Raw genomic sequence first — 22060 nt, 5'->3', positions numbered from 1 at the left:
TGGGGGCGGCGCCCCCGCCGCGATTGCTGCCCAGGCATGGAGACAGCATCTGATCAGACGCCCGATCGCGACGAGGCGCCGCGCCCACGGGTCTCGGGCAACGAACCGGGCGAGTTTTTCGTGGGAGCGGCGCCCCCGCCGCGATTGCAGCCCGGGCATGGAGACAGCATCTGATCAGACGCCCGATCGCGGCGGGGCGCCGCTCCCACAGCCCCCCCCGGCCACCGACTGCGCGAGCTTGTGGTGAGCGCGGCGATGCAACGCGCTCAGTCAATCAGCCCGAGCTGCCGCGCCGCGTGCATGAGTTCGATATCGGTCGACACGCCGAGCTTGGACTTGATCTGGTAGTGGATGTTGAGCACGGTCTTCAGGCTGAGGTGCAGCGTGTCCGCGATGTCCTCGCGCGACCTGGCGGCCACCAGCATGCGCAGGATTTCGAATTCGCGTGCGCTCAGCGCGGCCAGTGCATTGCGACCCGAAATGCCGGCGCGGCGCAGCGCCGCCAGTTCTTCCTGCACGTCCGGGCTCAGCGTCTGCCGGCGCGCATGCACCGCGCGTATCGCCTGCACCAGCAGATCCGGCGGCGAGCTTTTGGTGACATAGCCAAGCGCGCCGGATTCCAGCGCCTTTTCGACGAAGGTGGCGTCGCGGTGCATGGTGAACACCAGCACCCGCGCATCGCGGTCGCGCGCCAGGATGCGCTGCAGCGTCTGTATGCCGCTGGCGCCGGGCAGCGTGATGTCCATCACCACCAGATCCGGCGCGAGTTCGGTGTACAGGCGGTAGGCCTCCTCGCCGGACCCGGCTTCGGCCACGATGTGCAGCGGCGGGTGACGTTCGATCAGCCGGCGGTAGCCTTCGCGCACCACGGCGTGGTCATCCACCAGCAGGATGCCGACCGGCGCGTCGACCAGCGGTGCGAATCCGTTCATGCTGCCTCCACCTGCGTGCCCAGTCGCCACGGCACTTCGATATCCACCACCAGTCCCTGCGGTTCGCGCGCCGACAGCAGCACGCGGCCGCCCAGCGCCACCACGCGCTCATTCACGCCGATCAGGCCGAAGCCGCCGGATTCCGGCTGCTTCACCGCCAGCACCGGGCCGCGCACCACGCCGTCATCGATCACCCGCAGCCGGATGTCGTCGCGCACCGGCCGCCGCTCCAGCCTGACCTCGACCACCGTGGCCCCGGAGTGCTTGGCCGCGTTGGTCAGACATTCCTGCACGATGCGGTAGAGATTGATCGCGATGTCGTCCGGCAGGTCGGCGAAATCGCCCTCGACCTCCAGCGAGTAGCGGCAGCGGCCGCGCGCCTGCGCGTCCCACATGCGGACCATGCGGTCCAGCCCGGCGATCAGGCCGTATTCGTCCAGACCGACCGGGCGCAGCTGGCGCAGAATGCCGTGCAGCGATTCCATCATGCGGCTCACCGTGCGCATCACGGTCTGACCGCTGTCGCGCAGCGCCTCCGGCTGCGGCGCGGGCCGGTCGGCCTCGTTCACGACGCAGGCCGCTTCGGCGCTGATCGACGCCAGGCTCTGTCCGAATTCGTCGTGCAGTTCGCGCGCCAGCCGGCGCCGCTCGCCCTCCTGCACCGTGAGCAGCATCTGCGCCAGCCGCTGCTGTTCGCGTGTCTTCTGTTTCAGGTTTTCCGCCATCGTGTTGAACACCGAACCGATGCGGTCGAATTCCGCCAGTTCGAAGGCCGGCAGCCGCGCATCCAGATCGCCGCGCTCCAGCTTGCCGAGGCCGTCCAGCACCGCGGACGCCGGCCGCAGCGCGCGGCTGATCGACAGGTAGATGAGCAGGTTGAACGCCAGCACCGCCACCGCGGCGCCCGCGAGCAGGCGCAGGATTTCCTGCCACACCGCGCCGCTTTCGCGGTCGGCATCGACCCGGATCAGCACTTCGCCCATCTTGAGGCCGGGCGCACGGCCCACGTCCAGACCGACGCCATAGGGCTGGTACCACAGCACCCGGCGCCCGACGCGCACCCCCGGCTCGCCGGCCACGTCCTGCTCGATGGCGGCGCCGCGCTCGATGCGGCGGTTCAGCATGTAGCGGATCAGTTCGCGGAACCACTCGGGCGCGTACTCGCCGGGCCGCGTGCCGTCCGCGGTGCAGCTGTTGGCCGACAGCCGGCCTTCGAGATCGAAGTACTGCACGCACAGCCGGGTCACTTCGGAAAACTCGGCAAAGCGCGACAGGTCGGGCTTGCCGATATTCAGTTCGAGGCCACTCAGCTGGCGCGACATCTGATCGCTGACGAGCCGCGACACCAGATCGGCATTGCGCTCAGCCTCGGCCTGCAGCCGCGATGTGGTGCGCCAGATCAGCGCAGCCGACGCCAGCACGCCGATCACCACCGCGAGCAGCGTGATGCGCACCATGAGGGTGAGTTTGAGGTTGGTGCCGCGCTTCATGCTCCGGATTCTATCCGCGCGCGCGGGGCAACTTGCCCGATCTGTGCCGGTCTGACCGGACACCGTCTGTCACTGTGCCGGCGAGCCGTCGCGCGCTACGGTGTCAGCCTGCACAAGGAGGTCTTCATCATGGCACCCGTCCATCCCACCCCCGCCCGTCCGACGCCGTGGCGCGTCGCCACCACGGTGTTCTGGAGCTTTTTCGGCGTACGCAAGCGCAGTGGCCACGACCAGGACACGGTGCAGCTCACGCCGCTGCAGATCGCCTGCGGTGCGGTGATCGGCGCCGCGCTGTTCGTCGGCACGCTGCTCACCGCGGTGCACTTCATCACCCGCTGAGCGGCAGGTCGAACAGGCGCGCCGCAATGCGCGCGGCCGCGCGTTCCATGCGGGCGCGGCAGTCGGCGCGCCCCGCCTCATCCAGCCAGGCACTGATGAAGGTGGTGCCGACGCCCGCCACCGGATAGCCGGCGGCGTCGCACAGCGGCACGCCCATACCGCCGGTGCTGCGGTCCAGCACCATGCCGTCGAAACAGCTCCAGCCCTCGCGCAGCGCACGCGCGATCGCCTCGCGGTGCCGCAGTTCGTCATAGCGTTCGACCCGGTGGTAGCGCGGCAGATTGATGCGCACCACCTCCCACACCTCGTCCTCGGGCAGCCGCGACATCATGGCGATGCAGCTCTGGGTGACGCCGAAGGCGGTGCGCAGGCCGACGTCGCCGCGACCGATCTGTATGTCGGAGCGCGGGTCGTAGCGGCCGATGCACACGCTGTCCAGCCCGCTGCGCAGGTTCAGGAACACCACCTGTCCGAGCGCCTCCGCCAGCGCGCTCAGTTCGGTCGCCGCCGCCCGCTCCACCGGCTGCCGGCTGATCGCCGAATAGCCGAGCGCGGCGAGGTCGCGCCCGAGGTTGAAGCGCTGGGTCACCGGATCGCGCTCGACCCAGCCCATGTCCATCAGCATGTCGAGCACGCGATGGATAGTCGCCCGCGGCAGGCCGGTGCGCGCCACCAGTTCGGTCAGCGCGCTGCCGCGGCGCGAACCGCGCGCGATCGTGGTGACCAGCAGGCGCGCGCGGTGCAGGCTGCCGGCCGGCACCTCGCCCGCATCCGCATGCTGCGCGCCGCGTCCCTGCTTCGTCCGGTTGTCCGCCTCCGCCATGCCCCGTGCTCCGTGCGCTCTGCGTCGCAAGCGGGTGTCCGCTATCCGGACACCTATGTATCCCCGGCCTGTTGCCGCTCACAGACATGAACACTAGCATCCTGTTCAAACAACAAGAGCATGAACAAACCGCTTGTCCGACCTTCGGACAGCTTTCGTGACTCAGGAGGAGACATGAGCCAGCTCTACGGGGCGCAGCATCGCGCGCTGCAGGATGACTTCGACATGCAGCCGCTGGCCGACCGGGTGGCCGAATTCATCGTGCATCCGGCGATACAGCCGGAACACCGCGCCTTCATCGAATCGCGCGACTTCTTCTTCCTCACCACCATCGACCACCGCGGCTACCCGACGGTGTCGCACAAGGGCGGCGCGCCCGGCTTCGTGCGGGTGATCGACGACAGCACGCTCGCTTTCCCGAGCTTCGACGGCAACGGCATGTTCCTGTCCATGGGCAACATCACCGCCCACCCGAAGATCGGCCTGCTGTTCATCGATTTCGAAACGCCGCACCGGGTGCGGGTGCATGGTGACGCCACGGTGAGCCGCGACGACCCGCTGCTGGAGGGCAGTTCGCCCGCCTTCCACGGTGCCGAATTCGTGGTGCGGGTGAAGCTGGCGGAAATCTTCATCAACTGCCCGCGCTACATCCACCGCTACCGCCGTGTGGAGGACGCGAAGCACGTGCCGCAGCCCGGCTGCCCGACGCCGCCGGCGCAGTGGAAACGCATCGACGGGCTGCAGGACGTACTGCCCGAGCGCGACCGCCACATCGCGGACGAACTGGGCGTGCTCTCGCCGGACGCCTACGCCGAACTGGTGCAGCAGGGCCGCACCTGAACCGCGGCGGCACCCGTCGCCGCCCTTTCCGCACGTCACCGCATGCAGCCCGTCCGGGCCGCAGGGGCCGGCGCGCGCCCACCGAAGGAGTCCGCACATGAAACCCCTCGCCGCACTGGTCTGCGCCAACGTGATGCTGGCGGTCGCAATGACCTTCTCGATGCAGTCCGCACCGCTGCCGATGTGGCCCATGGTGATCGCATGGGCCGCCTTCTTCCATCTGGGCGGCATGCAGCACGCGCCGTCGGCGCTGCTGGCGGTGCTGGCGCACGCGGTGTTCGGCGTAGCGGTCGGCTGGCTGGCCGCGCTCGCCATCCTCGCCAATCCGACCGCGCTGCCCGGCAGCGTCTGGGTACCGCTGGTGGTCGGCGCCGCAGTCGGGCTGATGAGTGCGGCGTCCGGCTGGTCGCGGCTGGCGGTGCTGCCGGTGTGCGTCTACGGCTTCGCGGCGAACTGGGCCTTCCTCGACGTGCCCGGCCGCTTCGACCCGGCGGTGCTGACCGCGCTGCGCGCCGACAACGTGATGATCGCGCTGCCGCCGGCGCTGCTGATCGGCGGCCTGTTCGGCTGGGCCAATGTCCGGCTGATCGCGCGGCTGTCCGCGCCCGCCGCCGACAGCGGACGGTCCGCGTGAGCGCGCGCATGCAGGGCAACTTGCCCGTGCGCGACTGCCTAGACTGCGCGACAGCCCGCAGCCGGCGCTTCAGCGCCGCACACGCACATCGATTCCATACCGGGGAGACAGCATGAGCAGTCAGGAGCAACTGCAGGACTGGCGCGACGCCGCGCTGCGCATCGAGAACGAGGTCCGCAAGGCCGTGATCGGCCAGGACGGCATCGTGCGGCTGATCAATGTCGCGCTGTTCGCCCGCGGCCACGTGCTGCTCGAAGGCGATGTCGGCGTCGGCAAGACCACGGTGCTGCGCGCCTTCGCGCGCGCCATCGGCGGTGACTTCGAACGCGTCGAGGGCACGGTGGACCTGATGCCGAACGATCTCGTCTATCACACCTATGTCGATGCCGACGGCAAGCCGCGCATCGAGCCTGGCCCGCTGCTGCGCCACGGCGAACGGCTCACCACCTTCTTCTTCAACGAAATCAACCGCGCCCGGCCGCAGGTGCAGTCGCTGCTGCTGCGCGCGATGGCCGAGCGCACGGTGTCGGCTTTCAACCGCGACTACCGCTTCCCGCACATGACGGTGTTCGCCGACCGCAACAAGGTCGAGAAGGAAGAAACCTTCGAGCTGGCTTCGGCCGCGCGCGACCGCTTCATGTTCGAACTGCGCATGGAAACGCCGCGCGATCCGTCGGTGCGCCGCGCGCTGGTGTTCGACACCGCCTATCACGACGTGGACGCGCTGATCGACACCGTGTCGCCCGGCCTGATCGACGCCTTCCAGCTCAATGCCATCGCCGCCCACATCCAGCGCAGCGTGAGCGCCAGCGAAGCGATGGAACGCTATGTAATGGACCTGTGGGACGCGAGCCAGAACCCGGCCGCCTTCGACATCCGCATCGACGGCGTGGACATGAAACGCCTCATCCTCGCAGGCGCCAGCCCGCGCGGCATGAGCGCGCTGCTGCGCGCCGCGCGCGTGGTGGCCTGGCTGGACGGCCGCAGCCACCTGCAGCCGGACGACGTGCGCGCCATCCTGCCCTCCACGCTGGGTCACCGCGTGTTCTTCACCCCGGTCTACGAGATGCGGCGCGCGCAGATCGCCGACGCGCTGATCGCGCAGATCATCGACAAGATCGCCACGCCGCGATGACGCACGCGGAGCAGGTGCAGGAATTCCACTACCGGCTGCCGCACCGCAGCGCCGGCGCGCGGCCGGGTTCGCACCCGGGCAGCAGTCTGGGCGCGGGCCAGGAATTCGTGTCGCACATGAATCTGCACGACCGCCCGGACCCGCGCCGGCTCGATCTGCGCGCCAGCCTGCGCAGCATCACCGGCGAATGGCTGGTGCGGGTGAACAGGCAGCGGGTGGGGGTCGCCGTGCAGGCGCTGGTCGACGTATCGGCGTCGATGGCCTTCGGCGCTCGACGGCGCAAGATCGACCTCGCCGCCGATTTCGTCGAATCGCTGGCGCACAGCGCCTTCCGTGTCGGTGACGCGCTCGGCCTGCGCGCCTTCGACCACGCGGAACGTGCCGACCTCACGATACCAGCCACGCTCAGCCGCGGCCTCGGCAGCGTGATGGCGGACAGCCTGCGCCACTGCGACACAGCACCCGGCGGCATCGAAGGGCTGGAGGACGTGGTGCAGCAGATGGTAGGGCGCGAGGCGCTGGTGTTCATCGTGAGCGACTTCCACTGGCCGCTGGACCGCCTGGGCGCGGCGCTCGACCTGCTGTCGCACGCCTTCGTCGTGCCCATGGTGCTGTGGGATGCCGCCGAAACCGAGCCGCCGCACAGCGACGCGATCGCGCCGCTGCGCGATGCCGAAACCAATGTCCGGCGCACGCTGCTGCTGCGGCCGAAACTGCGCAGCCAGTGGCGCGACGCGGTGGCCGACCGGCGCGAGGCGCTGAACGCGCTGTTCGCCGCGCACGACCTGCGGCCGTTCTGGCTGACCGGCCGCTTCGACGCCGACGCCCTGTCCGACTACTTCATGGAGGCGTGCGCATGACGACGTCCCGCGCACGCCGCACTGCAGATCCACGTCATGGAATGCCTGTCGTCATGAAACCGCTGATCCGCGCACTGCTGTGCGCCAGTCTGCTGCAGCTGACCCCGCTCGCAAACGCAGAACAAACGGCCGAACAGGCGGCCGCGCCGGCTGAAGGCACCACCACGCCCACCCCCTCCGCGACCGAAACGCCGGCCGACAGCGCTGGCAAGGCACCGGAAGCGGACGGCGCCACGCCAGCGCCGGAGGCCACCGCTGAAGCGCCCGCCGCACCGGCCGGGCCGGTCGCCCAGGTGCTGCAGCCGCGCGCCTGGGGCCACAGCGTCGGCGACCTGCTCACGCAGCGCGTGCTGCTGGCGATCGACGGTCGCGCCACCGGCCTGCCCAAGCTGCCGGACCCGGGACGCATCGGCGTGTGGCTGGAGCGCCGCCCGGCGCGCCTGGACACCGATGCCGACGGCCGCCGCTGGCTGGTGCTGGATTACCAGCTCATCAACGCACCGCAGACGCTGACCGCGATCACGGTGCCCGCCTTCGAACTGCGCACCGACGACGGGCCGCTGCAGGTGCCGGCCTGGACTTTCAGCGCAGCGCCGCTCACGCCGCGCACCGCCTTCGCCGGCAACGGGCTGGACGCGCTGCAGCCTGACCGCGGCGCGCCCGCGGTCGACACCGCGCCGCTGCGTCACCGGCTGCTGCTGTGGAGCGGCCTCACCGGCGCGCTGCTGCTGGCCTGGGGCGGCTGGCTGGTCTGGCGCAATGTGCGCAGCGCCCGCGCCCAGCCCTTCGCCCAGGCCCAGCGCACGCTGCGCGGGCTGAAGGACGATGCGCCGGATGCGTGGCAGGCGCTGCACCGCGCCTTCGACCGCACCGCCGGCGCCAGCCTGCAGCCCGCCTCGCTGCACCGGCTGTTCGAACGCGCGCCGCACTTCGCGCCGCTGCGCGCCGACATCGAGCGCTTCTATGCCGACTCGGCCGCGCGCTTCTTCGGTGACGGCGGCGCTGCCGCAAGTTCGCCACGCGCACTGGTACGTGCGCTCGCCCGCATCGAACGGCGGCACGAATCATGACCTTCGCCGGTGTCGACTTCGCCCAGCCCTGGGCACTGCTGCTGTTGCCGCTCGCGGTGCTGCCGCTGCTGCGCCGCCGCCGTGACACGCTGGCCTTCCCGACGCTGGACTGGCTGCCGGCCGACCGCGCCGGCCGCATCGCCGGCTTTGCCGGGCGCGCGCTGGCGGTGCTGGCCATCGCCGCCACGGTGCTGGCGCTGGCCGGGCCCGGAACCCCTGAAACCACGGTCATGCGCACCGGCCGCGGCGCCGAAATCATGATCCTGATGGACCGCAGCCGCAGCATGGACGCCAAGATGAAGCCGAGCGACTGGCGCACCATCGATCCGCACTCGCTGCTCTATCAGGTGGATTCGCGTGGCGAACCGAAGTCCGCGGTGGCGCGCGACCTGCTGTCGGCCTTCGTCGGCCGGCGGCCGGACGACCGCTTCTCGCTCATGTTCTTCAGCGCCGGCCCGATGCACGTGGTGCCCTTCACCCAGCATGACGAGGTGGTGCAGGCCGGCATCCGCGCCGGCGGCATGGGCCGCGGTCTGTCCGACACCAATGTCGGCCGTGCGCTCACTGGCGCGATCGACAGTTTCGAACAGCGCGCCTACACCGGCAGCCGCATCATCCTGCTGGTGACCGACGGCGGCGCCCACCTCGACGAGCCCACCCGCAAGCACATCCGCGAGGGGCTGAAGGCGCATCGCATCGCGCTGCACTGGCTCTATCTGCGCACGCTCAACGCGCCGGAACTGGGTGCCGAGGAAAGCGCGCCGCCACCGGCGGCAGACGGCGACAGCCCCGAGGCGATCGAGACGCGCAACGCCTACTACGCGCAGGAATCGGTGCCCGAAGTGTCGCTGCACCGCTTCTTCCAGTCGCTGCCGGTGACCTACCGCCTCTATCAGGCGGACAACCCGGACGACCTCGCGAAGGCGGTGGCCGAAGTCGGCCGCCAGCAGAACTTCCCGCTCGACTACGACGAGCGCATTCCGCGGCAGGATCACAGCCGCGCCGTGTTCGCGGTGGCTGCGCTGTGCTGCGCGCTGCTGCTGGTCCATCGATCCCTGCTGTTGCGGAGCTGGCTGTGAAAAGACTGACCCTGCATGCCCTGTTCGGCGGTACCGCGCTGGTGTGCGCCGCGTTCGCCCTGCACTCACTGAATGCGCTGCAGGAGGCCGAGCGCGTGAATGCCGCCATCGCCTCCGGCGGCGCGCCGGAAGCCGCACTGCCCGAAGCGCGCTTCGCGCATGCGCTGTCACTGAACCGCGGCGGCGACAGCGAAGCCGCCACCCGCGCCTGGAAGGCGCTGATCGCCGGCGAGCGGGCCGACCTGCGGCAGGCGGCGCGCTACAACCTCGGCAACCTGCACCTGCGCGAAGCGCTGGCGCAGGGCGAGAACAATGTGTCGGACGCGCTGCCGCTGATCGAACTGGCCAAGCAGCGCTACCGCGACGCGCTGCGCGACCGGCCGGACGACTGGGACGCGCGCTACAACCTGGAACGCGCGCTGTGGCTGGCACCGGAGATCGAATCTGCAGCGGTGGCCGAGGACGAGGACGCCCAGGCGCCGCGCGAACGGGTGGTCACCACGCTGCAGGGCGTGCGGCTGGATCTGCCGTGAGGGCCGCGCAATGAGGATGGCCACCTTCCTGCGCCGGCTGCTCGCCAGCCTGGCAGAGCGCGAGGCGCGCACGCTGGTGCTGGCGGCGGTGCTGCTGCTGACCGCCGCGCTGCTGCCACCGCTGGACCTGAAGCGCGACAGCTGGGACACGGTGGTGGTGTTCGACCTGACCCAGAGCATGAATGTCGAGGACTACGACGTGAACGGCCAGCCGGTCAGCCGGCTCGCCTTCGCGCGCGAAGCCGCGAAGCGTGCGCTGCGCGAACTGCCCTGCGGCTCGCGAGTAGGCTGGGCCGGCTTCGCCGAATACCGCACCCTGCTGCTGCTCGCACCGGTCGAGGTATGCGCCTACTACGGCGATCTGGTCGCCGCGCTCGACAACATCGACGGCCGCATGCGCTGGGGCAATTCCAGCGAGGTCGCGAAAGGCGTGTTCTGGTCGGTGCGCGCCGCGAAGGAACTGGGCGAAGGCACGCAGGTGGTGTTCATCAGCGACGGCCAGGAGGCGCCGCCGCTGCGCGACGGCGACCGGCCGGGCTTCGAGGACATCAAGCCGGGCGAGGTGCGCGGCTGGATACTGGGTGCGGGCGGCGATGCGCCCCAGCCCATCCCGAAGAGCGACGAGGACGGACGCACCATCGGCGTGTGGAAGGCCGGCGAGGTGATACAGCGCGACGCGATGCTGCCGGACGGTCGCCGCGTGCCGGGTACCGAACACCTGTCGTCACGGCGCGAACCGCACCTGCGCGCACTCGCCCAGCAGGTGGGCTTCGACTACGCCACGCTGGACGATGCCGCCGTGCTCGCCCGCGCCATGAAGCACGACGGCGCCGCACTGCGCCGCCCGGTGCCGACAGACCTGAACTGGCTGCCGGCCCTGCTCGCACTGGCGCTGCTGCTGTTCCGCTTCAGGCCGGAGCGGCCTGCGCGCGGGCTTTCCGCCACGCCTGTCAGCGAACGCTGACACACCCCTCGCACCGACGCGGCGTCGTCTATCCTTGCGCCGCGCCGGCTGCGGCCGTCGCGTCCAGCACACCGCTCGTGCGCCGCGCCACTGCCGGCGGCGCATCCGTCCCATCAGGAAGGGCTGAGGACGCCTGCAGGGTTTTCATGCAGGCCGTCCACCCTCTGCACGGAGCCTGCACCGATGAGCCACGCACCTGCGCCTGCGGCGCGCGACCTGCGCGTCGACTTCTTCCGCGGCATCGCACTGGTCTGCATGTTCTGGGACCACCTGCCGGGCAATCCGCTCGGCTACGCCACCTTGCGCAATGTCGGCCTGAGCGACGCGGCCGAACTGTTCGTGTTTCTCGCCGGCTACGGCGCCATGCTGGCCTACGGCCGGCGCTACGAACTCGACGGCTTCTTCCCGGCCGCGGTGCGCGTGCTGCGCCGCGCCTGGGTGCTGTACGTGGCCCACGTATTCCTGCTGGCCCAGCTGATGGCGCTGGTGTTCGTCGCCAACGAGCATGTGGAAACCCGCGACTTCATTACCGAGATGGGGCTGGGCTATTTTCTCGACCAGCCGCAGTCGGCGCTGCTGGCCGGCATCCTGATGCAGTTCAAGCCGGTGCTGATGGACCCGCTGCCGCTGTACGTGGTGCTGATGACGCTGATGGCCGGCCTGCTGCCGCTGCTGGTGCGCCGGCCGCTGTGGGTGCTGATTCCGTCCGGGCTGCTGTGGCTGCTGGAAAAGCATACCGGCCTCAATCTGCCGGCCGCGCCCGAGGGCGTGTGGTTCTTCAATCCGCTGGCCTGGCAGTTCCTGTTCGTGATCGGCGCCTGCTGCGCACGGCCGCGCTCGCTGCTGCGGCTGAGGCCGCTGGAGCGGCGCATCGGCCGCAACATCGTGATGCCGGTGGCGCTCGGCTTCCTCGCCGCCTGCTTCCTGCTCAGCCTGTCCTGGCGCTGGCCGGACATCCACGACGCGGTGGTGCCGCAGTCGGTGGCCACGCTCATCTATCCGATCAGCAAAACCGACCTCGACCTGCTGCGGGTCGCCCACTTTCTGGTGCTGGCCTGGGTGACCACCACGCTGCTGCGTCCGGGGCGCTGGCTGGAGGCGGCGCCCGCACGCGCGCTGCGCTGCATGGGCCGGCATTCGCTGGAGGTGTTCTGCCTCAGCGTACTGCTCGCGCCGCTGGCCGATGCGGCCAGCGCACTCGCCTTCGACCTGCCGCTGGTGCAGCTGGGCGCCGGCATGACCGGCGCGCTGCTGATGCTGGCCCTGGCCGGGTGGCTGGACGCGGTGCGCAACCCGCAGCGCACCCTGCCGCAGCAGCGCGGCGCGCCGGCGCCGGTCCGGGTCTAGGGACGACGCCCGGCCTCATGGCCGCCGCCGCATCGCGGCGAAGGCGCCGCTCCCACGGGTCCCTGGCAGCGGACTGCGCGAGGTTCTTGTGGGAGCGGCGCCCCGCCGCGATGCGGCCTTGAACAGATGACGCGCAATCAGAACGCGCTCTTCACCGTGCCGCCGTCCACCCGCAGCGCGGCCCCGGTGGTGGCCGATGCCAGCGGGCTGCACAGATAGGTCACCATGGCGGCGACCTCTTCGGTCGTCGCGAAACGCTTGATCAGCGAAGTCGGGCGCACCTTCTCGAAGAACTCCTGCTCGAACTGCTCGAAGGTCTGGCCGCTGTCGCCGGCCAGCGCCTGCACAAAATCCTCGACGCCGCGCGAGCGGGTCGGGCCGGGCAGCACGCTGTTCACGGTGATGCCGCTGCCGGCCACGGTTTCGGCGATGCCGCGAGCGATGGCGATCTGGGCCGACTTGGTCATGCCGTAATGCACCATCTCGGCCGGAATCTGCAGGCCGCTCTCGCTCGAAATGAACACGATGCGGCCCCAGTTGCGCCGCTTCATGCCGGGCAGCACCAGCCGCGCCAGACGCGCGCCACTCAGCACGTTCACTTCGAAGAAGCGCATCCAGTCGGCATCCGGAATGTCCTCGAAGGCCTTGGGTTCGAAAATGCCGAGGTTGTTCACCAGGATGTCGATGTCCGGGTAGGCCGCGGCCAGCTTCTCGGCCGCCGCCGCGGTGGCCAGGTCGCCGGCAAAGCCGATGGCGCCCGCGCCCAGCTTCGCCACCGCGGCGTCGACCGAAGCCTGCGAGCGGCCATTGACGATGACGCGCGCGCCTTCGCGCAGCAGCGCTTCGGCGATGGAATAGCCGATGCCGGCAGTACTGCCGGACACCAGCGCGAGACGGTTGTTCAGTTGCAGGTCCATCATGACTCCTTCGAATGAGCGGCGCCCTGTGGGCGCCTTCAAGATACAAGACTCAAGATTCAAGGCGCACGGGCCAGGGATACGGATGCAGGGTTCGGAGCGAGGTTCTGCCTTTCCCTGAAACCTGAAGAGCCTGACTTGCGTCTGCCCTTCACCCGCGCGGCGCGAACAGGATGATGGCCATGCCGGCCAGCGCCACCGACACGCCGACGATGTCCCACAGGTGCGGGCGTTCGCCATCGACCAGCCACAGCCACAGCACCGCCACGCCGACATACACGCCCCCATAGGCCGCATACACCCGTCCGGCTGCGGTCGGATGCAGCGACAGCAGCCACACGAAAGCCACCAGCGAAGCGGCCGCCGGCAACAGCACCCATGCGGGCGCGCGGTCCTTCATCCACAGCCAGGGCAGATAGCAGCCGACGATTTCGGCCACCGCGGTCGCTGCAAACAGTGCGGTCGTCGTGACGAAATTCAAGATGCGGTACCCGGGCTGTACGGTTCAGTCGGCAAGGTACAAGAAAAGCCGGACGAAACTGCACCGCACAGTGGATTTCGCGCACGGCGCAATTCCTTGTAACGTGCGGCGGTGTTCCCTGAACGGTGTTCGCTGCACCCCGTCGTCCGATGCCTGCTGCCCTGTCCGCCGTGCTGTGCGCCGCCCTGCTGCTGATGGTCAGCATGGGCGTGCGCCAGTCCACCGGCCTCTTCATTTCGCCGATCAACACCAGCACAGGGCTGGGCGTGGTCAGTCTGAGCTTCGCGCTGGCCATCGGCCAGTTCATGTGGGGCGCCATACAGCCGGTCGCCGGCGCGGTGGCCGACCGCTGGGGGCCGGGCCGCGTACTGGCCATCGGCCTGCTGGTGCTGGCCGCCGGCTGCGCGCTCACGCCTTTCGTCGACAGCCGCTTCGGCATGACCGTCACGCTGGGCGTGCTGGCCGCGGCCGGATCAGGCGCCGGCAGCTTTTCGGTGCTGATCGGCGCGGTGTCGCGCCGGCTCGACAGCGCACAGCGCGGTCAGGCCGCGGGCATCATCAATGCCGGCGGTTCGCTCGGCCAGTTCGTGTTCGCACCGCTCGCGCAGAAGCTCATCACCACCGTCGGCTGGATGGGCGCGATGTACGCGATGGCCGCCGCCGCGCTGGCCGCGCTGCCGCTAGCGCGCGCGCTGCGCGCACGCGAACCGCATCCGCAGCACGCCGACAGCGCGGCCGACGGCGGCGTGCGCCGCGCGATTTCCGACGCAATGCGCGACCGCAGCTATCTGCTGCTGCACGCCGGCTTCTTCACCTGCGGCTTCCATATCGCTTTCCTGATCACCCATCTGCCGGGCGAAGTCGGCCTGTGCGGCCTGCCGGCTGAAGTGGCCAGCGGCGCGCTGGCGCTGATCGGCCTGTCCAACATCTTCGGCAGCCTGTTCGCCGGCTGGGCCACCGGCCGCTGGCGCAGCAAGATGATCCTGTTCTGGATGTACGCCTCGCGCGCGGTGCTGGTGCTCATCTACCTCGCATCGCCGCGCACCGACCTCACCTTCTACCTGTTCGCGATCGGCCTCGGCGTGACCTGGCTGGCCACCGTGCCGCCGACCGCCGGCGTGGTCGGCAAGCTGTTCGGCACCCGCTATCTGGCGACGCTGTTCGGCCTCACGCTGCTGTCGCATCAGACCGGCGGCTTCTTCGGCGCCTGGCTGGGCGGTCTGGCGCTGGAGCACAGCGGCAGCTATCAGTGGATGTGGTACGCCGACGCCGCGCTTGCGGCCGCCGCCGCGCTGGTGAACCTGCCGATACGCGAAGCGCCGGTGGTGCGCGCCGCGCCCGCCGCCGCGTAGGACAGCGCCGGTGGCGCGCTGTGTCGCGCCGGGTGACAATGGCGTTGCCATCCCGACAGGAGACAACGATGAGAACACTGGGCGCACTGGGCATTCTGGTACTCGGCCTGCTGGCCGCATTCGTCATTGCCAACTGGCATGTGCTCGCCATGCCGGTCGAGGTGTCACTGCTGGTGGCCACCATCCAGGCGCCGGCCGGCATCATCCTGCTCGGCGGCACCGCGCTGCTGCTGGTGCTGCTCGCCGCCTACACGCTGAGCCTGCACACGTCCACCCTGCTCGAATCGCGTCGCCACGCGAAGGAACTGCGCGAACAGCGTCTGCTCGCCGATCAGGCCGAAGCGTCGCGCTTCACCGAACTGAGCAGCGCCATGCACAAGGAATTCGCCGACCTGCGGGTCGAGCTGCAGAAGGTGTCGAACGAATCGTCGAACTCGCTGGCGGCCGCCATCGGCGAAGTGGAAGACAAGCTGGATCGCGCGCTGGGCACGCCGGGCGAACGGCGCGTGGTGCAGTAGGCTTCAGGCCTCAGGGTTCGTCCGCGAAGAGGGAGAAGGAGAAGTCCTCCAGCCGCGGCGCATCGATGCGCGCCTTGCGCTTGTTCACGGCCACCGCCCTGCCCTGACGCCAGGTGGTGACCACCACCTGCCCGGTCAGCAGATTGGCCGAATAGGTCCGGGCGCGGAAATTCACGTCGCAACTCTGCACGTCAGGATCTTCGCGGTCATAGCCGGATACGCGCCACTGCCCGGACACGCGGTAGAAGCGGAAAGTCTCTACCCGTACCCCGCAGGCCGAGTGCGCAGCGACGTCCATCGAAAACCGTCCCCTGCCGTTGTGCTCGACGACTTCAAGGTCATAGCCGGTGCCGAAATCGTTGCGGAAGGGCGCGCTGGCCGCCTCGACCTCGTAGCGCCCGGCGGCGTTCCTGCGCAGCACCAGCACCCGGCCCGACTCGCGACCCAGCACCGCGCCCAGCACGAGATCGCCGTCCGGCGTGCTCGCATGGAACACCCGGGGCTGCGCGCCGACCGCGGCGCGCTCGCTGAGCACCTGATCGACCGTGACCTCCGCCGCCGCAAACCGGCCGCACGACGCCGCGCACACCAGCAGCGCGAGCCGGCGCATCAAGCCATGGTTCAGCATCCAACACCGCCGTGGCAGCCCGCCAGCCGGACCGGCACGCCGGCTGGCGCGCCGGAAGAAAGGTAAAGACACACGCCGCCCCGGTTGTAGCCGCTATAGGAAAACAGCAGATCGAGCCGGCCGTCGCGGTCCAGATCGCCCGCCCACAGCAGCGACGCAGCGTCCTCACTGTCCGGCCGCGCGGCGGCAAGATCGGGCAGCACGACGCGCATCCCACCTGTACGCACCTCGATGCCCGCCTTCCGGCCCTCGATCACGTACTCGTCCGATCTGAACTGCAGCTTCAGCGGCGCCTCACCGAGCGAAATGAGCCGGGCACCGCCGCTGAACTTCAAAGCCGGCGTATCGACCTTGCCCGGCTGCAGATCCGGAAGACGCAGCAGCACGAGGGTGTCGCTGCGGTTGGAGGTCAGCGCGATGCCGGTCCGGTCGCCCTCCGCATCCAGCACCGGGTCATGCACCCGCGTCGCCCGCACGATCGCGGGTTCGAGCCGCCACACCCCACCGACCGGAACCAGCGCCAGCCACCCCGGCCCGGGTCGCGCCGGCGCTTCGTCGCCGTGGTATTCGCCGGGGACCAGCACGCGCCAGTCGGTGACCGGCGGCTCTGCGGAAACGCTGGTTGCGGCCAGCAAGACTGCACTGAGAAGAAGTGTGCGCATCGGGTAGTCGAATCTGCCGGTGTTCGGCGACGCTGAAGGAAAGACGATCGATAAGCGAAGCAGGAAACCGCCTCAAACTTTGACCTGGGACGGGGCTGACGGCGCAGCAACTTTCTTCCGCGGAGAGGGCCCTTTGGCCAATTGCTCCGCCATGCGTGTCTGCCAGCCCGGGCCGGTTGCACGCCAGCGTTCGATCACCTCAGGCGGCAGACGAAGGCTGATGAGCTGACGCGGACGGGCCGACCTGGGACGCCCGCCCTTATTGACGACGGCGCGCGCCAGCATGTCATCGGTCAGTTCCGGCAGCTCCTTGTACTCGTGCGGCTTGATGACATGGCTGTCCACGCGCTTGAGGTCAGAGCCCGAGGTAGGGCGCGAGGCGGGTTTGCTCACGATGATTGGCCTTTCGCATGCTGAAAACGTGACGGGCCGCGCCACGCGGGGTGTAACCGACCACAACGACCCGCCCGTGCAGCAGGCCGTAGCAGACGATGCGGCGTTCCCCATAGTCCCGCCGGTCGTCTTCAACCTCGACCGTTGTGCCCGAGAAAACCCGCAAGGCGTCCTCAAAATCGAGCCCACGCTCAGCGAGCGTCTTCTCGCGCTTGGCGGGATCGTAGGTAATGCGCACAGGGTTATTGTATTTACAAAAACACGGAGGAACAACTCAGCATCTCATTGTTCAGACCGTAATCGGGCGTCTTGAATCGCGGCATCGCGGGGCTCCGGAGAGGCGATAACTACGGCATGGGAACGGGGGCGGAGTGGGAGGGGCTTTTCTACAGCCTCAACGTTCGCGCTCAGCGGGCGGCGAAGCCGTCCGCTGGAGCAATGGGTTGGGCCTCATCGACCGGCTCCATTGGGAAGAACACATGCCCCTTGTTGGGCGCGAGGAGCCACTGGCGAAATGATGAGGAGCTTGACTCAGACACTGCGAGCGAGAGTTGCTCCGCCGTTGGTTGGTCAGCGCAATCGCCGCGCGTCCAAACATCCCGCACGTTCCGCAGTGCCTTGGCCTCGGCGGCTTTCAAATCGCCAGCCCATACGACTCGGGAAGTGAAGAAGCCAACGATCGGAGGCTGATCCTCCTCCCCCGCTATGTAGAGGTTCGTACCTTCGATGAGCACATGGAAGAACGGCATAGGCGGGTGGCAGCGTTTATGAAGCCCAACGTGAGGTGGACGACATATTCGTCCAATAAGTCGGACGCTGTTCGGGTAAGCGAACAAACCGGACAACGGATTTCATATGCATCTCAACGTGCTCCGTTCGACACGACGTTGCTCACGTTACGAAAAAAACACTGAAACCGAACACCCGGCAACCTGCGCCCGCGGCCCAGAAAATTCCATTCAATTATGCACTGAACGGACAGGCGCGCGATCGCAGCTCAGACGTCTTACTTGAACGAAAACACGTACCGCACATCCACCGCCTGCTCGGTGCCGGTGCTGCCGATCAGCGCGAGGTGGCGGGTGAGGTTCCAGGTGAGCTTGACGATGCTGGTGGCGCCGGCCACGCCCTGTTCGTAGGTGAGCAGGGCGTTCGATGACAGGCGCTTGCCGACGCTGACGACCTGGCCGCCGACGGTGCTGGTGCTGCTGGACGAACTGACCACCTGGCTGCGCGGGCCGGTGCTGGTGCTGCTCTGGGTGAGCGCGATCTGGTCCAGGCCGAGGGCCTGGGCGAGCGAGCCGGTGACGCCTTCGCCCTCGCCGCCGAGCAGGGCGCTGGCGGCGGTGGCGAGCAGCGACAGGTCGGAGCCGCCGGCGCGGTCCTGACCGCGGCCGAGCACGATCCACGACAGCTTTTCGCTGTCCGGCATGGCGGTGTCGGACACCAGCCGCACGCGCGGCTTCTGCACGGTGCCGCTGACCTCGACGCCGGCCTGCACCGGCAGGTTGGGACGGATGGCGCGCACGTTCAGGCCGGGATTGGACACCGAGCCCTGGAAGCTGATGATGCCGCGCTCGATCACCAGGTCCTGCCCGTAGGCGCGGTAGCGGCCGTCGGCGGTGCGGATGTTGCCGGTGGCGCGCAGGCCGCGGCCTTCGTCGCGCAGGGCGAGCTGGCCGGCGAGCCGAGTGTCGAGCCCGCGCCCCTTGAAATAGAGCCGCTCGCCGAGGTCGATGTCGATGGCCAAGCCGAGCGGCGGGCCGGCCGGCTCGTCGACCGTGCGGCCCTTGACCACCACGTCATCTCCCAGCGCGGGGGCTGACTGTTCGGGCACGGTAAAGAGGCCGGCGTCGGCCTTGAGCCCGAGTTGCAGCTTCAGCCCGTCTTTCGCCGAGCCGCGCAGCCGGCCGTCGCCGGACAGCATGAGCCACTGTTCGCCGCCCTGCAGCGGCACGAAGCGGCGAATGTCCAGTTCGATGTCGGCGGCGGTGGTGGCGAGCGCGACACTGCCCCGCGCCGTCAGCCGGCCGGGCTCGCGGCTGAGCGCGTTGCCGCCCAGACGCGCGTCCGGCGGCGGGCGGCGGTTGTCGCTTTCGAAACTGAGCGACTGCAGCGTGAGCCGGTCGCCCTCGAACTGCGCGCGCAGGCTGCCGCGCTCCAGCCGCACGCCGGCATCGACCAGCGCGAAGGCAAGCGCGTCGCCATCGACCCGGCCGGACAGGCGCGGTGTGCGCAGCGTGCCGGCCAGCGTGACGTCGCCATTCATGCGGCCGGCGGTGCTCATGTCCAGCCGCAGCGTGCGGCCTATCCAGGCGAGCGAAGGCACGGCCAGCGTGGCCTTGCCGCCCACCGGCGCGTCGAGGTCGGGCAGCCACAGGCTGCCTTCACGGCGCAGCGGCAACGCGATTTCCGCCTTCATTTCGCCGATATCCGGCCCGGCCAGCACCGCCTGCGCATTCGCACTGCGACCGGCCAGCCGTGCATCGACCCGTGCCGCCGACAGCGCCAGTTCCGCCCGGGTGTCGCCGGACACCACCACGTCACCCGCCTCACGGAACAGCGCCAGCGTGCCCTCCACCCGCTCGTCGCCGGCCAGCAGCGCGGACAGCGACCAGTCTGCGCCCAGCTTCAGCGGCGCACGCACCGCGATGCCGGCGGCGCGGTCGCGCCACACCAGCCGCAGCGGCACGCCGCGCGCGCGGCCGGCGGCTTCGATGCGCTCGGGCGTCCAGGCGGTGCGCGCCAGCGTCAGTTCGCCGCCGCCGGTGAGCGCAAAGCCGGCGCCTTCCAGCGTGACCGCCTGCGGCGACGCCGCCAGCCGCGCCGGTGCGCCCAGCGTGGCGCTCAGTTCGGACGACAGCACCAGCGCCAGCCGGTCCAGCGTGCCTGACCACGCCGGGCCGGCGGCGTCGCTGCCTGCAGACAGCCCGCCGCGGGCGGCGAGCTTCAGCGAGGGCTTGACCGGCGTGTCGCCGCGCTCGGCCGGCGGGGCGGCGGCCAGCACATCCAGCGTGAGCGCATGGGCGGCGCGGGTGCCGGTGAGCTCGGCCTTCAGGCGCTCGACCGGCTGCGGCAGCTGCGGCGCGCGCAGATCGGCCGCGTCGAGCGACAGCGTCATGCGGCCGTCGGCGCCCGGCGCCAGTTCGGCGGCCAGGTCTGCGCTGGCCACACTGCCGAGGCTGCCCAGCGAAAGCGCGCGCGCGGCCAGCGTCATGCGGCCATTGGGTGCGGCCAGCGTGCCTTCGAGCCGGCCGCTGCCGCTCAGGCTGCCGGCCAGCGTCTGCCCGGTGAATGATTTCAGCGCGCCGAGGCGGCGGGCATCCAGCGCCCAGTCCAGCACGTCAGACGACTTGCTTCCCCCGAACGCGCCCTGCGCGGTCAGCGTGTTGCCGCCCCAGTCCAGCGCGATATCGACGCCGGACAGGCGCTGCCCCTGCAGCCGTGCTCGGGCGCGGCCGGCCAGCGGCTCGCCAGCCAGCACGCTGGGTTCGATGTCGACCGCGGCCTGCAGATCGGGCTGCGGGCGCAGCCGGCCAGCGGCGTCGAAGCGGGCCGACAGCTTCGCGGCCGGCGCCTTCACGAAGGCGGACGGATCGAACTGCTGCAGCCGGCCTTCGGCCTTGAACTCCAGCGTGTCGTCCAGCGCCAGCGTGCCGCGCAGCGTCGCTTCGGCGCCACGGGCCGCCAGCCGGGCCGACGCCAGCGTGAGCTGGCTGCCGTCCACCGCACCGTCGGCCTTCAGCGCGAGCCGGCTGCTGCCGCGGTCGTCCAGCGCGATGTCGAACTGCTGCCGAGTGTCCGAGGCATGCACTGCCACCGTGCCGCCTATGCGGGTGCGCACGCCCTGACGGTGAAGCGCGGCGGTGTCGATGTCGTGCAGCGTGAGCAGCGCTTCGAGCGGCAGCGCGCCGGCGCGCCGCCAGCCCACATCACCCCGGATGCTGCCCCCGCCGGCGAGCGCGATCGCCAGTCCGCGCAGGTCGACCGCCTCCGGTGCGGCTTCGATGTCGGCGGCGATCGAGGTGACCGGCGCCCTGCCCTGGTCGATGCGGCCGGGCTCGGCGTTGCGCGCCTCGATGCGGCCGACCAGCGGCGTGGGCGTGTCGCCGCGCGGCGCGAGCTCGGCATTCACCGTCCAGCGGCCGGCCGGCGCCGCCGGATGCAGGGTGTGCGGGTCGAAGGCGTCGAGCGCCAGCGCAGCCGACTGCAGCGGCTGCACGGCAAAGGGCCGGGCCGCCACCCGGGCGCTGCCGCTCAGACCGTGGCCCTGCGCGGTGAGCGCGATATCGGTGCGCTCGGCCAGCGTGCCACCCAGCACCGCGTCGACCGCGTACTGCTCGGCCTTCAGCGCCAGCCGGCCCTGCAGCGGGAAGGGCGCGCTGCCCTTCAGGCCGGCTTCGCCGCTCAGTGCGCCCCAGGGCGTGGCCAGCGACAGCGCGCCGACACGGTGGGCGCTGCCGTCGGAATCGACGGTGAGCTGCAGCGGGCCCAGCGTCAGCGCCTCAGAGGCCGGTGCGTCATGGCTGCCGAACTCGATGCGGCCGACCTCTACCCGGGCCTGCAGCGCCAGCGGCAGTTCGAGGCTGGCCGGCGTGGTCGGTGGTTCGTCGCTGGGCGATGTGGCGACGCGCAGCGCGTCCGCCGCCAGCCGGTCGATCACCAGCCGGCCGCGCAGCAGTGCGGACGGTTGCCAGTCCAGCGCCAGCGCGCTCAGTTCGATGCGGGTGCTGCCGTCGTCATGCAGCACGCGCGACAGGCGCGGCGATGACAGCAGGCTGCCGGAGGCGACCTCGATCTGCAGGCCGCTCACCGCGCGCCCGGCCAGCGCCGCCACCGTACGCAGACCGGTTTCGGTGGCGAGCAGTCCCCAGCCCGCGACAAAGGGCAGCGCGAGCAGCGCCAGATCGGTCAGCGCCAGCCCGAACAGCCGGGGCCGCCGGCGCCTGGCGACGACCGGCTGCGCGGCGGATGCATCGGCAGACGCGTCTGCAGAGGATCCGGCGGGCGGTTCGGGCGGTGAGGTGGGCGGAAGCGGTTCAGTCATCGGTCATGCACGGTGA

The 22060-nt window shown here is 70.0% G+C and carries 23 protein-coding genes; 12 read left to right on the top strand and 11 right to left on the bottom strand.

The genetic code is table 11. The features are described 5' to 3' along the window. Window positions 1–266 precede the first annotated feature (266 nt). Both METUNV1_RS19170 and METUNV1_RS19165 read right to left on the bottom strand, forming a co-directional pair. Window positions 267–932, bottom strand: coding sequence for a response regulator (locus METUNV1_RS19170; RefSeq protein WP_008064686.1), 666 nt, complete (start codon window positions 930–932; stop codon window positions 267–269). Next, entirely contained in the window at window positions 929–2422 is a 1494-nt protein-coding gene (locus tag METUNV1_RS19165) for a sensor histidine kinase (RefSeq protein WP_008064683.1), read from the bottom strand. Before METUNV1_RS19165 ends, METUNV1_RS19170 begins: the two co-directional genes overlap by 4 nt. A gap of 129 nt (window positions 2423–2551) precedes the next feature. Between METUNV1_RS19165 and METUNV1_RS19160 the strand changes: the two genes are divergently transcribed. Continuing rightward, window positions 2552–2761, top strand: a complete 210-nt coding sequence (locus METUNV1_RS19160) for a DUF2970 domain-containing protein (RefSeq protein WP_043360350.1) — start codon at window positions 2552–2554, stop codon at window positions 2759–2761. On the opposite strand, the gene METUNV1_RS19155 is transcribed toward METUNV1_RS19160, so the two are convergent. Beyond that, the gene (locus METUNV1_RS19155) at window positions 2751–3584 is read right to left on the bottom strand and encodes an IclR family transcriptional regulator (protein WP_008064681.1); all 834 of its coding nucleotides are present in this window, start codon (window positions 3582–3584) and stop codon (window positions 2751–2753) included. The two genes, METUNV1_RS19160 and METUNV1_RS19155, sit on opposite strands and share 11 nt — an antisense overlap. Before the next feature lie 174 nt (window positions 3585–3758). Between METUNV1_RS19155 and METUNV1_RS19150 the strand changes: the two genes are divergently transcribed. The 9 genes from METUNV1_RS19150 (at window position 3759) to METUNV1_RS19110 (ending at window position 12046) form a co-directional block, all read left to right on the top strand. Next, a complete protein-coding gene (locus METUNV1_RS19150) occupies window positions 3759–4424 on the top strand; it encodes a pyridoxamine 5'-phosphate oxidase family protein (RefSeq protein WP_008064679.1) in 666 nt (221 codons plus the stop codon). 97 nt (window positions 4425–4521) lie between these two features. Beyond that, the gene (locus tag METUNV1_RS19145; RefSeq protein WP_008064677.1) at window positions 4522–5058 is read left to right on the top strand and encodes a DUF1097 domain-containing protein; all 537 of its coding nucleotides are present in this window, start codon (window positions 4522–4524) and stop codon (window positions 5056–5058) included. Between the two features lie 112 nt (window positions 5059–5170). Continuing rightward, a complete protein-coding gene (locus METUNV1_RS19140; protein WP_008064676.1) occupies window positions 5171–6193 on the top strand; it encodes an AAA family ATPase in 1023 nt (340 codons plus the stop codon). Continuing rightward, entirely contained in the window at window positions 6190–7053 is an 864-nt protein-coding gene (locus METUNV1_RS19135) for a DUF58 domain-containing protein (protein ID WP_008064673.1), read from the top strand. The genes METUNV1_RS19140 and METUNV1_RS19135 overlap by 4 nt, the downstream gene beginning before the upstream one ends. 53 nt (window positions 7054–7106) lie before the next feature. Continuing rightward, entirely contained in the window at window positions 7107–8123 is a 1017-nt protein-coding gene (locus METUNV1_RS19130) for a hypothetical protein (RefSeq protein ID WP_008064672.1), read from the top strand. Then, window positions 8120–9202, top strand: a complete 1083-nt coding sequence (locus METUNV1_RS19125) for a vWA domain-containing protein (protein ID WP_008064670.1) — start codon at window positions 8120–8122, stop codon at window positions 9200–9202. Before METUNV1_RS19130 ends, METUNV1_RS19125 begins: the two co-directional genes overlap by 4 nt. Continuing rightward, window positions 9199–9735, top strand: coding sequence for a tetratricopeptide repeat protein (locus tag METUNV1_RS19120; RefSeq protein ID WP_008064668.1), 537 nt, complete (start codon window positions 9199–9201; stop codon window positions 9733–9735). The genes METUNV1_RS19125 and METUNV1_RS19120 overlap by 4 nt, the downstream gene beginning before the upstream one ends. 10 nt (window positions 9736–9745) lie before the next feature. Beyond that, window positions 9746–10699, top strand: a complete 954-nt coding sequence (locus METUNV1_RS19115) for a vWA domain-containing protein (protein ID WP_051165314.1) — start codon at window positions 9746–9748, stop codon at window positions 10697–10699. A 183-nt stretch (window positions 10700–10882) separates the two neighbouring features. Next, window positions 10883–12046: an OpgC family protein gene (locus METUNV1_RS19110; RefSeq protein WP_008064658.1), complete on the top strand. Its 1164-nt coding sequence runs from the start codon at window positions 10883–10885 to the stop codon at window positions 12044–12046. Window positions 12047–12183: 137 nt separating this feature from the next. On the opposite strand, the gene METUNV1_RS19105 is transcribed toward METUNV1_RS19110, so the two are convergent. Then, window positions 12184–12963 (bottom strand): SDR family NAD(P)-dependent oxidoreductase, encoded by a 780-nt coding sequence (locus tag METUNV1_RS19105; protein WP_008064656.1) that lies wholly within the window; start codon window positions 12961–12963, stop codon window positions 12184–12186. 151 nt (window positions 12964–13114) lie between these two features. Continuing rightward, window positions 13115–13444 carry a YnfA family protein gene (locus METUNV1_RS19100; protein WP_008064653.1) on the bottom strand — a complete coding sequence of 110 codons (330 nt, stop codon included), beginning with the start codon at window positions 13442–13444 and terminating at the stop codon, window positions 13115–13117. 149 nt (window positions 13445–13593) lie between these two features. Here METUNV1_RS19100 and METUNV1_RS19095 point away from each other — a divergent pair, with 149 nt between their 5' ends. Further along, complete coding sequence (locus METUNV1_RS19095) at window positions 13594–14796, top strand: MFS transporter (RefSeq protein WP_008064652.1); 1203 nt, start codon at window positions 13594–13596, stop codon at window positions 14794–14796. A gap of 68 nt (window positions 14797–14864) precedes the next feature. After that, window positions 14865–15314, top strand: coding sequence for a hypothetical protein (locus tag METUNV1_RS19090; RefSeq protein WP_008064650.1), 450 nt, complete (start codon window positions 14865–14867; stop codon window positions 15312–15314). A gap of 10 nt (window positions 15315–15324) precedes the next feature. On the opposite strand, the gene METUNV1_RS19085 is transcribed toward METUNV1_RS19090, so the two are convergent. From METUNV1_RS19085 to METUNV1_RS19070, 6 genes are all read right to left on the bottom strand, one after another. Further along, the gene (locus tag METUNV1_RS19085; protein ID WP_008064648.1) at window positions 15325–15942 is read right to left on the bottom strand and encodes a hypothetical protein; all 618 of its coding nucleotides are present in this window, start codon (window positions 15940–15942) and stop codon (window positions 15325–15327) included. Continuing rightward, the gene (locus tag METUNV1_RS19080) at window positions 15936–16604 is read right to left on the bottom strand and encodes a hypothetical protein (protein WP_232416292.1); all 669 of its coding nucleotides are present in this window, start codon (window positions 16602–16604) and stop codon (window positions 15936–15938) included. Before METUNV1_RS19080 ends, METUNV1_RS19085 begins: the two co-directional genes overlap by 7 nt. 72 nt (window positions 16605–16676) lie before the next feature. Next, complete coding sequence (locus METUNV1_RS20050; protein WP_242059676.1) at window positions 16677–16949, bottom strand: BrnA antitoxin family protein; 273 nt, start codon at window positions 16947–16949, stop codon at window positions 16677–16679. A 10-nt stretch (window positions 16950–16959) separates the two neighbouring features. Further along, window positions 16960–17235: a BrnT family toxin gene (locus METUNV1_RS20045; protein ID WP_008064644.1), complete on the bottom strand. Its 276-nt coding sequence runs from the start codon at window positions 17233–17235 to the stop codon at window positions 16960–16962. 169 nt (window positions 17236–17404) lie between these two features. Beyond that, the gene (locus tag METUNV1_RS19905; protein WP_043360348.1) at window positions 17405–17746 is read right to left on the bottom strand and encodes a hypothetical protein; all 342 of its coding nucleotides are present in this window, start codon (window positions 17744–17746) and stop codon (window positions 17405–17407) included. Window positions 17747–18003: 257 nt separating this feature from the next. After that, window positions 18004–22044 (bottom strand): translocation/assembly module TamB domain-containing protein, encoded by a 4041-nt coding sequence (locus METUNV1_RS19070; protein WP_008064639.1) that lies wholly within the window; start codon window positions 22042–22044, stop codon window positions 18004–18006. Between the last annotated feature and the right edge of the window lie 16 nt (window positions 22045–22060).

It is taken from the genome of Methyloversatilis universalis FAM5 (genome assembly GCF_000214035.2).
GTDB classification, from domain to species: domain Bacteria; phylum Pseudomonadota; class Gammaproteobacteria; order Burkholderiales; family Rhodocyclaceae; genus Methyloversatilis; species Methyloversatilis universalis.
Note: the sequence above shows the minus strand (reverse complement) of the source record. Positions and strands in the feature narration are given on the sequence as shown.